Annotated in this window: 9 protein-coding genes; 3 read left to right on the plus strand and 6 right to left on the minus strand. The window is 63.0% G+C overall.

The annotated features are described in order from the left end of the window. Positions 1-81: 81 nt before the first annotated feature. Positions 82-993 (minus strand): 5-dehydro-4-deoxyglucarate dehydratase, encoded by a 912-nt coding sequence (kdgD, locus tag RMO23_RS16395; protein WP_309683717.1) that lies wholly within the window; start codon positions 991-993, stop codon positions 82-84. 127 nt (positions 994-1,120) lie between these two features. Next, positions 1,121-2,149 (minus strand): LacI family DNA-binding transcriptional regulator, encoded by a 1,029-nt coding sequence (locus tag RMO23_RS16400; RefSeq protein WP_309683718.1) that lies wholly within the window; start codon positions 2,147-2,149, stop codon positions 1,121-1,123. An 87-nt stretch (positions 2,150-2,236) separates the two neighbouring features. Here RMO23_RS16400 and garD point away from each other — a divergent pair, with 87 nt between their 5' ends. Beyond that, positions 2,237-3,865, plus strand: coding sequence for a galactarate dehydratase (gene garD, locus RMO23_RS16405; RefSeq protein ID WP_309683720.1), 1,629 nt, complete (start codon positions 2,237-2,239; stop codon positions 3,863-3,865). 53 nt (positions 3,866-3,918) lie between these two features. Here garD and RMO23_RS16410 read toward each other — a convergent pair whose 3' ends face one another. The 3 genes from RMO23_RS16410 to RMO23_RS16420 form a co-directional block, all read right to left on the minus strand. Then, positions 3,919-4,848 (minus strand): YihY/virulence factor BrkB family protein, encoded by a 930-nt coding sequence (locus RMO23_RS16410; RefSeq protein WP_309683721.1) that lies wholly within the window; start codon positions 4,846-4,848, stop codon positions 3,919-3,921. A gap of 82 nt (positions 4,849-4,930) precedes the next feature. Then, on the minus strand, positions 4,931-6,577 hold the full coding sequence (locus RMO23_RS16415) for an acyl-CoA synthetase (RefSeq protein ID WP_309683722.1): 1,647 nt from the start codon (positions 6,575-6,577) through the stop codon (positions 4,931-4,933). Positions 6,578-6,762: 185 nt separating this feature from the next. Continuing rightward, positions 6,763-8,271, minus strand: coding sequence for a hypothetical protein (locus RMO23_RS16420; protein ID WP_309683723.1), 1,509 nt, complete (start codon positions 8,269-8,271; stop codon positions 6,763-6,765). Positions 8,272-8,620: 349 nt separating this feature from the next. On the opposite strand from RMO23_RS16420, the gene dnaG reads away from it, so the two are divergent. Then, positions 8,621-10,639 carry a DNA primase gene (gene dnaG, locus RMO23_RS16425; RefSeq protein WP_309683725.1) on the plus strand — a complete coding sequence of 673 codons (2,019 nt, stop codon included), beginning with the start codon at positions 8,621-8,623 and terminating at the stop codon, positions 10,637-10,639. Positions 10,640-10,836: 197 nt separating this feature from the next. Here dnaG and RMO23_RS16430 read toward each other — a convergent pair whose 3' ends face one another. Beyond that, positions 10,837-11,142 carry a hypothetical protein gene (locus tag RMO23_RS16430; RefSeq protein ID WP_309683727.1) on the minus strand — a complete coding sequence of 102 codons (306 nt, stop codon included), beginning with the start codon at positions 11,140-11,142 and terminating at the stop codon, positions 10,837-10,839. Between RMO23_RS16430 and rpoD the strand changes: the two genes are divergently transcribed. Beyond that, positions 11,030-13,308: RNA polymerase sigma factor RpoD (gene rpoD / locus RMO23_RS16435; protein WP_309683724.1), on the plus strand; the 2,279-nt coding region annotated here is incomplete at its 3' end. The genes RMO23_RS16430 and rpoD overlap by 113 nt on opposite strands.

The following is a 13,308-nucleotide window of genomic DNA, read 5'->3' on the forward strand; positions in this document are numbered from 1 at the left end:
AGCAGCATGCTGTCGCGGCCGGCGACGGGTATCACGCGCAAGTCGCTAATCAGGGGTGTGGAATCATTAGACATACGACGCTTACTGGGGGCCGAGCTTGTTGATCAGGGCCGCCAGTTCTTCCATCTCGGCCGGTTTCAATTCGGTCAAAGGGGCGCGCACCGGTCCGGCGTCATGGCCCACCAGCCTGGCGCCGGCCTTGACGATGCTGACGCCATAGCCGGGGACCTTGTTGCGAATCTCCAGGTAGGGCATGAAAAACTCGCGCAGCAAACGGTGTTGCGTGGCCAGGTCGTCGCTGCGCACCGCCTCGTAAAAATCCATCGCCGTTTTAGGGATGAAGTTGAACACCGCCGACGAGTAAACCGGTGTGCCCAGCGCCTTGTAGGCGGCGGCATAGACCTCGGCCGTGGGCAGGCCGCCCAGGTAAGCAAAGCGCTCACCCATCTTCATATAGATCGACGACATGGTTTCGATATCGCCCACGCCGTCCTTGAAACCGATCAGGTTGGGGCAGCGGTCGGCCAGGATCGCCAGCGACTCGGGCGTGAGCTTGCAGACGTTGCGGTTGTAAACAATCACGCCAAACTTGACGCTTTTGCAGACCTGCTCGACGTGGGCGATCAGCCCTTCCTGGCCGGCTTCGGTCAGGTAATGCGGTAGCAGCAGGATGCCATGCGCGCCGCGGCGCTCGGCCTCTTGCGCGCAGGCAATGGCAAAGCGCGTGGGGCCACCGGCACCGGCAATGATGGGCACCACGCCCTTGCAGGTGTCCACGGCGGTCTGGATGATGCCGGGGTATTCATCGGCCGTGAGCGAGAAAAATTCACCCGTGCCACCGGCCGCGAACAGGGCCGACGCGCCATAAGGCGCCAACCACTCCAGCCGCCTGGCGTAGCTTTTGGCGTTGAAGTTTCCCTGCGCATCAAAGTCGGTCACCGGAAACGACAGCAGGCCTTGCGACATGATGGATTTGAGGTCTTGCGGGTTCATGAGAGTCCTTGGTTCGAAGAGTGGGCGACACGGCGCGGCAGCATTTGAATTTGGTAGCGGTACCAAACTGGATGGTAGCGGTACCAAGTTGAACCGTCAAGCGTTTATGTCCAGGTAGTTTTACGAATCAGGCGCTGTCGCGCTCAATGATGGTGAAGCCCAGGTCCACGATGGGTTCGTCGACGGTGCGGCCCTCGGCCCGCTCGATCAGAAAGCCGGCGGCCTTCTGGCCCATGTCGCGGCCATTGATGTGCACTGTCGTCAGTGCGGGAAACATGTCGGCCACATAGGGCACATCACCAAACCCGACGATGGACAAGCGCTTCGGGATGGCGATGCCCTGTGCAACGGCCTCGGTCACCACCCCCATGGCCAGCAGGTCGGAGCTGCAAAAAACCGCATCCACATCCGGCGCCTGGGACAAAATGCGGCGCAGGGCCTCGCGACCGCTTTTCAGGGAGCGCGACTCCCCCACGTTGTCGACAAAAATCTGGGGCAATCCACGCTGTGCCACGGCGTCCCTGAACGCAACGGCGCGGCGGTTGGCCCGCTCGTCGTTCGAGCTGACCAACGCGAGGCGCTGGCGGCCCTTTGCCATCAGGAAGTTGGCGACTTCACGCCCAATGTCCGAGTGGGAGAAGCCAATCAGCATGTCAATTGGCGTGGGCGTCAGGTCCCAGGTTTCAACCACCGGTATGCCGGACGCCAGCAGTCGGGTGCGCCCCCGGGTGGACTGCATGATGCCGGTCAGAAAGATGCCGTCAGGCCTGCGCCCGATGATCGCCTCCAACAGCGCTTCCTCACGCACCGACGAGTACCCGGTCTGGCCCAGCATCAGCTGGTAACCCGCCTCGAACAGGGTATTGTTAAGGGTTTCGATCATCTCGACAAAAACGGATACCACGATGCTTGGCACCACGGCTGCAATCAGGCGACTGCGCGATGACGCCAGGCCACCCGCCACCCGATTGGGCACATAGCCCGTACGCTGTATCGCGTCTTTTACTTTTTGCAGCACTTCGGGCGACACCTGACCAGGCGTGTTGAGGGCGCGCGACGCCGTGATGGGCGCAACGCCGGCCAGTTTGGCCACATCGCGCAACGTGATGGCGCCACTGCTTCGTCGGGATTTTTTGATCTTGTCGTGGTTATTCATCAGTGTCCGTATAATGGTACCGTTACCATGAGGCTGTCAATGATGGTAAAAACCAACCAATCAACACACCCATGATAGGAGATGACCATGGCGATCACTGAAACTCCCGGCGCCGCAGCCTTGCAACCCGCCCTTGCCCCGCTGACCATCCGAATGCACGCGCGCGACAACGTCGCCATCGTCGCCAACGACGGCGGGCTGCCCGCGGGCACGGTGCTGGCCTCCGGGCTGGTGCTGCGGGACCGGGTGCCGCAGGGCCACAAGGTGGCGCTGACAGACCTGGCCGCCGACGCACCGGTGCTGCGCTACGGCATTCCGATCGGCCATGCGCTGAAAGACATTGCGGCCGGTAGCTGGGTACACGAGCGGCTGCTGAAGATGCCCGCCGCGCGCGGGCTCGACAACCTGCCAATGCCGGGTGATGGGGCGACCGTCAAAGCCGAACCGCTGCCGCCGCTGGAGGGCTACACCTTCGAGGGCTTTCGCAACGCCGACGGCTCGGTCGGCACACGCAATATCCTCGCCATCACCCAGACCGTGCAGTGCGTGGCCGGCGTCACCGACTTCGCGGTGCAGCGCATCAAGGCCGAGCTGCTGCCGAAGTTTCCCAACGTCGACGACGTGGTGGCGCTGGAACACGGCTATGGCTGCGGCGTGGCGATTGACGCGCCGGGCGCGGAGATTCCTATCCGCACGCTGCGCAACATCAGCCTGAACCCCAACTTTGGCGGCGAGGTGATGCTGGTCAGCCTGGGCTGCGAAAAGCTGCAGCCCGAGCGGCTAATGCCGCCCGGCACGATTCAGATCGTCGACGAGCGCAATGTGGCCGACGTGGGCACCAGCGCCGACAGCAAGCTGGACGTGGTCTGCCTGCAGGACGATGCGCATATCGGCTTCATGTCCATGGTCGAGTCCATCATGCGCCAGGCCGAGGAACACCTGGAGCGCCTGAACGCCCGCCAGCGCGAAACCGTGCCTGCCAGCGAACTGGTGGTGGGCGTGCAGTGCGGCGGCAGCGATGCGTTTTCGGGCGTTACCGCCAACCCGGCGGTGGGCTTTTGCACCGACCTGCTGGTGCGCGCCGGTGCCAGCGTGATGTTCTCGGAAACCACCGAGGTGCGCGACGGCATTGACCAGCTCACGGCGCGCGCCGCCACGCCGCAAGTGGCCGCGGCGATGATTCGCGAAATGGCCTGGTACGACGCCTACCTGCAGCGCGGCCAGGTTGATCGCAGCGCCAACACCACGCCCGGCAACAAGGCCGGCGGCCTGTCCAACATCGTTGAAAAGGCCATGGGCTCCATCGTCAAGTCGGGCTCGGCGCCCATCACCGGCGTGCTGGCGCCGGGCGAAAAGCTCAGACAAAAGGGGCTGACCTATGCCGCCACGCCGGCCAGCGACTTCATCTGCGGCACCTTGCAACTGGCCGCCGGCATGAACCTGCATGTGTTCACCACCGGGCGCGGCACGCCTTACGGCCTGGCCCCGGTGCCGGTGATCAAGGTCGCCACGCGCAGCGACCTGGCGCGGCGCTGGCATGACCTGATGGACGTCAACGCCGGCACCATCGCCAGCGGCGAAAAAACCATCGAGGACGTGGGCTGGGAGCTGTTCCGCCTGATGCTCGAGGTGGCCAGCGGCCGCCAGAAAACCTGGGCCGAACACTGGAAGCTGCACAACGCGCTGGTGCTGTTCAACCCGGCGCCCGTGACCTGAGCGGTCGCGCCCGGCCGCCTGCCCCGCGCCTTTTACCGCGCTGCCGCCCCCTGTCAACCGGCCTGGTCCGTTCGCATCGGCCGGGCCGGTGCATCCTGCGCGGCCGTGCCTATGCGCTCGTATTCGGAAATCACCTGGGCGCCCAGCAGCAGCAAGGTGGCGGCGATTTCCAGGCTCAGCAGCACCACGATGGCGGTGGTCAGCGAGCCATACACCACGCCAACCTGCGACAGCGTGGCAAAGTACCAGAGCAGCACATGGCGCGTCAGCTCCCAGAGCAGTGCCGCCGTGACGCCGCCTATCAGCGCGTGGCGCAATGACAGCCTGCCGACCGGCATCACCATGTACAGCGATGTCAGCAGAAAAACCTCGCCGGCCAGACCGAGCAGGTACAGCAGCAGGCCCGAAAATCCGCTGAGCGACCAGCTGAAACCCAGAAACTCCAGACTTTTCTCACCCAGCGCCTGCAGGCTGCCTGACACCAGCGTGACCAGCAGCAGGCCCAGCCCCAGGCACAGGATGTAGCAGTACGGCAGCACCGCTGACACCAGAAAATGGCGCCGCCGGATCGCCACGCGGTGCAAAAACACCACCGACATCGCGTTCTCCAGCACGGTGAAGGCCAGCGAGCTGAAAAACAGCATGGTGGCCAGCAACAGCCAGCCCATCACTTCGCGATGCGCCAGAAAATTGGCGAGTTCCCCGACGATGAAGTCAGACTGTCCCGGCGCCAGCCAGCCGATGTAGCGGCCCAGCGCCTCCAGCAACGCCGCCGGGTCGATCACATGCGACAGCGCAATCACAATCAGGATCAGCAGCGGAACAATCGACAGCAAGGCGTAGTAAGCCACGGCACCGGCCAGCAGCAGGCCCTGGTTGGCGCGAAAACCCTTGAGCACCCGCAGCGCAAAGGCGCCGGGATGGCTGAGCACGTAGGCGGCCTGCGCGCCCATGGCCTCCTGAAAAAACCCGCTTTTATGCATGAAATATGCCGCTAGCCCAGGAAAAACGGGCACAAGCGGCTATGTTTTTAATAGCAATCAAGCACCACCTCGACATCAAACATCAAACATCAATCGCCACCGCCGAGCCGGCCAGCTTGCGCAGCTCGAACTTCTGGATCTTGCCGGTCGAGGTTTTGGGCAGCTCGCCAAACACCACGGCACGCGGCACCTTGAAGCCGGCCAGGTGCTTTTTGCAATGCGCCACGATGTCGGCCGCGCTGGCGCTGGAGCCGGCTTTCAGCTCGACAAAGGCGCAAGGGGTTTCGCCCCAGCGCGCATCGGTCTTGGCCACCACGGCGGCGGCCAGCACATCGGGGTGGCGGTACAGCACGTCCTCGACCTCGATCGACGAGATGTTTTCACCGCCCGAGATGATGATGTCCTTGCTGCGGTCCTTGATCTTCATGTAGCCGTCGGGGTACATCACGGCCAGGTCGCCGCTGTGAAACCAGCCGCCGGCAAAGGCCTCCTCGGTCGCTTTCGGGTTCTTCAGGTAGCCCTTCATGGCGATGTTGCCGCGGAACATGATCTCGCCCATGGTTTCGCCGTCTTGCGGCACCGGCTGCAGGGTTTGCGAGTCCAGCACCCGCACGTCGCGCTCCAGGTGGTAGCGCACGCCCTGGCGCGCGTTGAGGCGGGCGCGCTCGCCAATGTCGAGCTGCTCCCAACCCGCCTGCACCGCGCAGACGGTGGCCGGTCCATAGACCTCGGTCAGCCCATACACATGCGTCAGCGCAAAGCCCAGCGCCTCCATGCCCTCGATCATCGAGGCCGGTGGCGCCGCGCCCGCCACCATGGCCTTGACGCCCGCTGGCAAGCCCTGCTTCATCTCGGCGGGCGCATTGACCAGCATGCCGTGCACGATGGGCGCGGCGCAGTAATGCGTCACGCCATGCTGGCGAATCGCGTCAAAAATGTTCTGCGGATCGACCCGGCGCAGGCAGACGTTGACGCCGGCGCGCGCCGCTACCGTCCACGGGAAGCACCAGCCATTGCAGTGAAACATCGGCAGCGTCCACAAATAGACCGCGTGCTTGGGCAGGTCCCATTCCAGGATGTTGGACACCGCGTTGAGCGCCGCGCCGCGGTGGTGGTAGACCACGCCCTTGGGGTTGCCGGTGGTGCCGCTGGTGTAGTTCAGCGCAATCGCGTCCCATTCGTCGGCCGGCAGTTGCCAGGCAAAGCCGGCATCGCCCCTAGCCAGAAAATCGTCGTAGGTGATGCTGCCAATGCGCTGCACCTCTCCCGTGTAAAGCGCGTCCTCGACGTCAATCACCAGCAGCGGCGTGCTGGCCTGGCGCAGGGCCAGCGCCTTTTGCATCAGGCCGGCAAACTCCGGGTCGACGATGACGACTTTGGCCTCGCCATGGTCCAGCATGAAGGCCAGCGTTTCGGCGTCTAACCGGGTGTTCAGCGCATTGAGCACCGCGCCCAGCGCGGGAATGCCAAAATGCGCCTCGACCATCGGCGGCGTGTTGGGCAGCATCACCGCCACCGTGTCGCCCTTGCCCACGCCGTGGCGCGCCAGCGCGCTGGCCAGCCGGCGGCAACGCGTAAACACCTCGGCCCAGTTGCGGCGCAGGCTGCCATGCACCACGGCCAGCCGCTCGGGGTAGACCTCGGCCGTGCGTTCAATGAAGGACAGCGGCGACAGGGGCGCGAAGTTGGCCTCGGTGCGGGGAAGGTCCTGGTCGAAGATGCTGGGCATGGGGGCTCCGTGGGGTTGCGTCGGTCTGACCATGGTACGCCCCGCGGCAGGCCCGCGCAGGGGCCGGCTGCAGGCCCCACCGCGGCGCTCCATCGACTCACTGTTTGCTATGTTTTTTATAGCCGTAGACGCAAATAGATATTGGGCAACAGGCCATTTTCATTGAAAAAATGGCTGCGCGGGCGCTACACCCGGTCGCGGTGCGAGATTTCCACCACCACCGCACGGGCGGCCAGCGCCGCCACCAGCCGCTCGGCACTGGCGCGGTTGTTGGCGTCGAGGTTGGCGTCCCACTCATCGAGCAGGTAGACGCGGGCCCGGGTCTGGGCGGCAATTTCGGTCAGCGACTGGAGCTGGCGCTCGCCGGAAGAAAAGCCGCCATAGCCAGCGCTTTCCGCGCCGCTTTCCGCGCCATTGTCATCCTCCTCATCGGCAACCTGCCCGGCGGCAAAGGCGAAAGCCAGCTTGTCGCTGGTGGGCCAGTAAAACGCGTCCACGCCAAGCCGGCCTTTCAGCGCCGCCAGCAGGGTCGACTTGCCCGAGCCATTGCTGCCGCGCACCAGCAGGCGCCCCCGCGGCCGGGCCAATACATGGCCCAGCGCCTCGTCCACGCTGGCGCAGGGCAGGCGGGCAGCGCCATCCTGCAGCGCCACGCCGGCAAATCGGATGCGCGCCTCGAAGCCGCTGTCGGCCGCGGGCCGCATCGCCGCGCAGGCGCCACCCATGCGCGTCCACACCGCCAGCAGGTCGTTCCAGCCCGACGCCAGGCCATGCAGGTTATAAGACAGGTCGATCTGCCGCGGCAGGGTGGCGGCCAGCCCGATCAGCAGCGCGGTGTCCGTCACATTGCGCCCGGCGACCCAGGCCAGGTAGCCAAACACCACCACCAGCGCAAACACGCCGCACACGGCGGCGATGCCCTCGCGCGCCAGAATGGCGCGGATCTGGGCGCCCAGCGCAGCGCGCAGCCGCGCCTTGAAGCCGGCATGCCAGAGCCTGAAGTTGTAGCGGTTGCCAGTGGTGATGTTGTCCCAGGCGGTGTAGCTGTGGGCCGTCATGCGGTTGGTGCTGCGCTGCTGCTCAAGGTAAGCGGCGGCCACCGGCCGGCGCACCGCCCACTGCAGCGCCAGCAGCAGCACAAACACCCCGGCGTAGACGCCCGGCAGCCCGGCATCAATCGCAAAGCCGAGCACGATGGCGTTGAAAATCAGGCCAAAAAACAGCTTGGCGTCGGCCTCCAGCTCGTAAATCAGCTCAAAAAAGATGTGAAAGGTTTCATTGGTCAAAAACGGCTCGGCCCGTTCGCGCTCGTTTTTATCGGTCAGCAGCCCCGGCGCGTGCCGGTTGTCGCGCGCAAAACGCAGCATGTAGCGGCCGTAGGCACCGAAACCGGCGCGTTCAGCAAAAATCCAGCTGGTCGCACCGACCACGTAAGAGGCCGACTGCGCCGCCACGATCCAGACGAAGTCGGAAATCAAAAACTCCTGCTCAGCCACATCGCGCCCGGCCGCGATGATCAGCGCGGTGGTACTGGCCGCCAGCGCGGCCTCGACAATCAGCAGCGCCAGCATCCAGAAAAACGGCGCGCACAGCAAAAACCGCAGGAAATCGCGATGCCGGTAGGCTGCGACCGGGCGCCAAGCCGCGGCAGAAGGCGATGCGGGCGTGGGCAGGGCGTCGGGAATTGGGGTCATGGCATCGGGAAGTTATTGCAGAGTGTAGTTTTTGCTGAATCGTGTCAACGCGCTGGCGACCTGCTCCGTTAGCTATGGACTTGGCAGGTTGTGGACCTACGCAGCACGGCAAGAAAAAGATCCTGGCTTGTTCGCAATCCAGATTTGTTAAAATTTCATAATATGGAAATTACATCATGAGCAAAGCAAAAAAGAGCAAAAAGCCCGTCAAAAAGACCCCCGCCAAGTAATTGACGGTCAGTCCGGACGAAAAAAAAAGCCCGCCCCGAGCGGGCTTTTTTTCGTCTGGGCTTTTCCCTCTCGCCGCGCGGCCAAAAGCGCGGCGCAGTGAATGGGTCAAAATGCAGGCGTGGCCATTCCCCAATCATTTATCCAGGAGCTGTTGGCGCGCGCCGACGTGGTCGACATCGTCGGGCGCCATGTGCAGCTCAAAAAGGGCGGCGCCAACTTCATGGGCCTGTGCCCGTTCCATGGCGAAAAATCGCCCTCTTTCAGCGTCAGCCCGGCCAAACAGTTCTACCACTGCTTTGGCTGCGGCAAAAACGGCAACGCCATCAGCTTCTTGATGGACCACGCCGGCATGAGCTTTATCGAGGCGGTGAAAGACCTGGCCCAGCAGTACGGCCTGCAGGTGCCCGACGACGACGTCTCGCCGCAAGACCGGGCCAAGGCCGCGCAGATGCGCGAGCAGCAGGCGACGCTGACCAGCGTGCTGGAAAAAGCGGCGGCAGCCTATATCAAGCAGCTGCGCGGTTCTGAAAAAGCCATTGCCTACTTCAAGGGCCGCGGCCTGTCGGGCGAAATCGCCAAGACATTTGGCCTGGGCTATGCGCCCGAGGGCTGGCGGGCCCTGGCCAGCGTGTTTCCGGACTACAACGACCCACTGCTGGTCGAAAGCGGCCTGGTGATTACCGGCGAGGCGGGCGAGGAAAACGCGGCTGGCGAGGCCAAGCGCTACGACCGCTTCCGCGACCGGGTGATGTTTCCGATCCGCAATGTCAAGGGCGAGTGCATAGGCTTTGGCGGCCGCGTGCTGGGTGACGACAAGCCCAAATACCTCAATTCACCGGAAACCCCGGTGTTCAGCAAGGGACGCGAACTGTACGGCCTGTTTGAGGCGCGCACCGCCCTGCGCGAGCATGGCTACGCGCTGGTCACCGAAGGCTATATGGACGTGGTGGCGCTGGCCCAGCTGGGCTTTGCCAACGCCGTGGCCACGCTGGGCACGGCCTGCACCGCCGAGCATGTGCAAAAGCTGTTTCGCTTCACCGATTCGGTGGTCTTCAGCTTTGACGGCGACAGCGCCGGGCGCCGCGCGGCGCGCAAGGCGCTCGACGCCGCCCTGCCCTTTGCCAGCGATGTGCGCAACGTCAAGTTTCTGTTTTTGCCGAGCGAGCACGACCCCGACAGCTTCATCCGCGAGCACGGCAAGGACGGCTTTGCCTCCTATGTGGGCAAGGCCGTGCCGCTGAGCAAGTTCATGCTCGAAGCGGCCGCCGAAGGCTGCGACCTGGACACCGCCGAGGGCCGCGCCCACATGGCCAGCAATGCCCGCCCGCTGTGGAGCCTGCTGCCCGACGGCGCGCTCAAGCACCAGCTGCTGGCCGAGATGGCCGACCAGGTGATGATCGACAGCCGCGAGCTGCTGCAGCTGTGGCAACCGGCCATGGCCGGGGTCCGCAGCAGCTATAAAAACAATAGCAGCTCACGCCCTCAAAGCAAAGACGGCAAGCCGAATTCATTCAACAATACGGCAAAAAAACATGACGCACCGGAGTTTCCCGACTATCCGGCGCATCCGCACGATGATGTCGACTATTCGGCGTCCGAGCCCTACTTTGCGCCCGCGCCAGGCAGCTCCACCGCGCTGGCAGCGCGCGGCTTTTCGCGACCGGCCAGTGCCGCCAGCCGCGCGCCGCGCCGGGTGGCGGGCCGCATCCTGCCGGCCAGCCGCGAAGACCGGGTGCTGCGCCTCTTGCTGACCGAGCCGCAAAGCTGGGACCGGCTCAGCACCGACGAACACCATTTGCTGCTGGCCCTGCCGGCGCCGCACGGGCCGCTGTTTGTCTGGCTCGAAGGCCAGTTGCATGAGCACGGCCCGCAGCCCTGGGCGGCCCTGCGCGAGGGCCTGCGCGGGCATGAGAACGAGCATTACGCCGTGACGCAATTGGCGCAAATGCTTGAGGGCGTGGAGTCCGACTGGAACGAAATGCGCGCAATCCTTACGCACATGGCGGATTTGAAGCATCAAGCTCACAAGGCCGACCTGGTCGCCCGAGCCCCGGGTGACCCCGTTGCTTACCAGCAGTTGAAGGAACTGGAGGCGCAATCCAGGGCAAAAAAAGCTGCAATAAAATCAGCTACTTAGCCGCGTTTTTGTAACAAAATGGTATAATCCATTTTTTCACGGCAAGCGCGACAGCAGCACCTCCGGCACCGGCCCCCTTTGATCCCAGGGAATTCTCGACACGAGACGGCCACTCACCGCAAGGACTGCACCCCAAATGTTCGCCCAAACAGCTTGCCCTAAAAAACGACCCGCCGCGTACCCTGCTCACCCCGGATTCAATCCAGGCCAGCTGACACTGGCTGGCTTGTTTTTTTGCCCTCTTTTTTTGAATTTCGAGTCTTGCCCAGCCGGTCCTGATTGCAGTCAGGCGCAAGCCATAAGACCGAACTTTTTGACCTTGCTGACTGGTAGCTGATCGACACTTGTTTCTGATTTTTTCGCTTTTCTGATTCTTCATCTGGAGTTTTCATGCCCGCTGCGAAGTCTAAAGTTGCCGCCAAGCCAGGCGCGCCGTGTGCTGCCAGGCCGGAGCCCGCGAGTGCCAAGGTTGAAAAATCCGGAAAACCCACCACATCAGTCACAGCCCTTGCAAAATCAGCGCAATCAACGAAACCAGCAGCCTCTGCCGCCCTTGCCCAGCCCCTGAAGAAAGCCCCTGCCGTGCCTACCAAATCTACCCAAGCCAAGCTGACCGCAGCCGCAGACGCGCTGCTCTCCGCTGCCGTTCCGGCAAAAAAGAAACCCGGCCGTCCGCCCAAAAACCCGGAAGTTGACGGCGCTCCGGCGGCCACTGGCGCCAAGCGCGGCCGCAAGCCCAAGGTCGCGGTGAAGATAGGCGGCGATGAAGACATGTCCGACATTGAAGACGATCTGGTCGGCGAACCGGTGGTGGAAACGACCGAAAAGGTCAAGCCGCTGCGCATGAAAATCAGCAAGGCCAAGGAACGCGCCTTGATGAAAGAGTTTGGCCTGGACGAGACGGTGCTGTCCGAGGAAGACATGCTCAAGCGCCGCATGCGCCTGAAAACCCTGATCAAGCTGGGCAAAACCCGCGGCTACCTGACGCACGGCGAGATCTCCGACCACCTGCCCGACAAGCTGGTCGATGCCGAGACGCTGGAGGTCGTGGTCAACATGCTCAACGACATGGGCGTGGCGGTGTACGAGCAGGCCCCTGACGCCGAAACCCTGCTGCTGAACAACACCGGCCCGACCGTGGCCACCGAGGAGGAAGCCGAGGAAGAAGCCGAAGCGGCGCTGTCCACCGTTGACAGCGAATTTGGCCGCACCACCGACCCGGTCCGCATGTACATGCGCGAGATGGGTACGGTCGAGCTGCTGACGCGCGAGGGCGAGATCGAGATTGCCAAGCGCATCGAGGGCGGCCTCATGAAAATGATGGAAGCGATCTCGGAAAGCCCCGCCACGATCGCCGAAATCATGCGTCTGGCCGAAGAAATCCGCGAAGGCAAGATTGTTATTTCAACCGTAGTTGACGGTTTCTCCAACCCCAACGAGGCCGACGACTATGTGGCCGAGGAAGACTTTGACGAGTTCGACGAGGAAGACGACGACGACGGCAAGGGCGGCTCCAAGGCGCTGACCAAAAAACTCGAGGAACTTAAAAAAGAAGCGCTGAGCCGCTTCGACAAGATCGCCGTCCTGTTCGAGAAGGTCCACAAAACCTACGACAAGGAAGGCTACGGCTCGCCCACCTACGTCAAGACCCAGAAGGCCCTGAGTGACGAGCTGATGACGGTGCGCTTTACCGCCAAGACGATTGAAAAACTGTGCGATCTGCTGCGCGGCCAGGTGCTCGATGTGCGCAAGAAAGAGCGCGAGCTGCGCCGCATCATTGTCGAAAAATGCGGCATGCCGCAGGAAGTCTTCATCAAGGACTTTCCGCCCAACCTGCTCAACCTCAAATGGGTAGAGAAACAGGTGGCATCGGGCAAGCCCTGGTCCGTGGTGATGGCGCGCAACATCCCGCCGATTCAGGAACTGCAGACCAAACTCGGCGAGTTGCAGTCGCGCGTGGTGGTGCCGCTGGGCCAGTTGAAAGACATCAACAAGCGCATGAACGAAGGCGAGTCCAACTCGCGTGATGCCAAGAAGGAGATGATCGAGGCCAACCTGCGCCTGGTGATCTCGATTGCGAAAAAATACACCAACCGCGGCCTGCAGTTCCTCGATCTGATCCAGGAAGGCAACATCGGCCTGATGAAGGCCGTGGACAAGTTTGAGTACCGCCGCGGCTACAAATTCTCGACCTACGCGACCTGGTGGATTCGCCAGGCGATCACGCGCTCCATCGCGGACCAGGCCAGGACCATCCGCATCCCGGTGCACATGATAGAGACCATCAACAAGATGAACCGCCTGTCGCGCCAGCACTTGCAGGAATTTGGCTTTGAGCCCGACGCCAGCATTCTGGCCGCCAAGATGGAGATTCCCGAAGACAAAATCCGCAAGATCATGAAGATCGCGAAAGAGCCGATCTCGATGGAAACACCGATTGGCGACGATGACGATTCGCACCTGGGCGACTTCATTGAAGACGGCGCCAACACCGCACCGCTTGAAGCGGCCATGCAGGCCGGCCTGCGCGATGTCGTCAAGGACATTCTCGACAGTCTGACCCCGCGTGAAGCCAAGGTGCTGCGCATGCGTTTTGGTATTGAGATGTCTACCGACCACACACTCGAAGAAGTAGGCAAGCAGTTTGACGTTACCCGCGAGCGCATTCG

It is taken from the genome of Polaromonas sp., from assembly GCF_031411155.1.
In the GTDB taxonomy this organism is placed as follows: Bacteria; Pseudomonadota; Gammaproteobacteria; order Burkholderiales; family Burkholderiaceae_C; genus Polaromonas.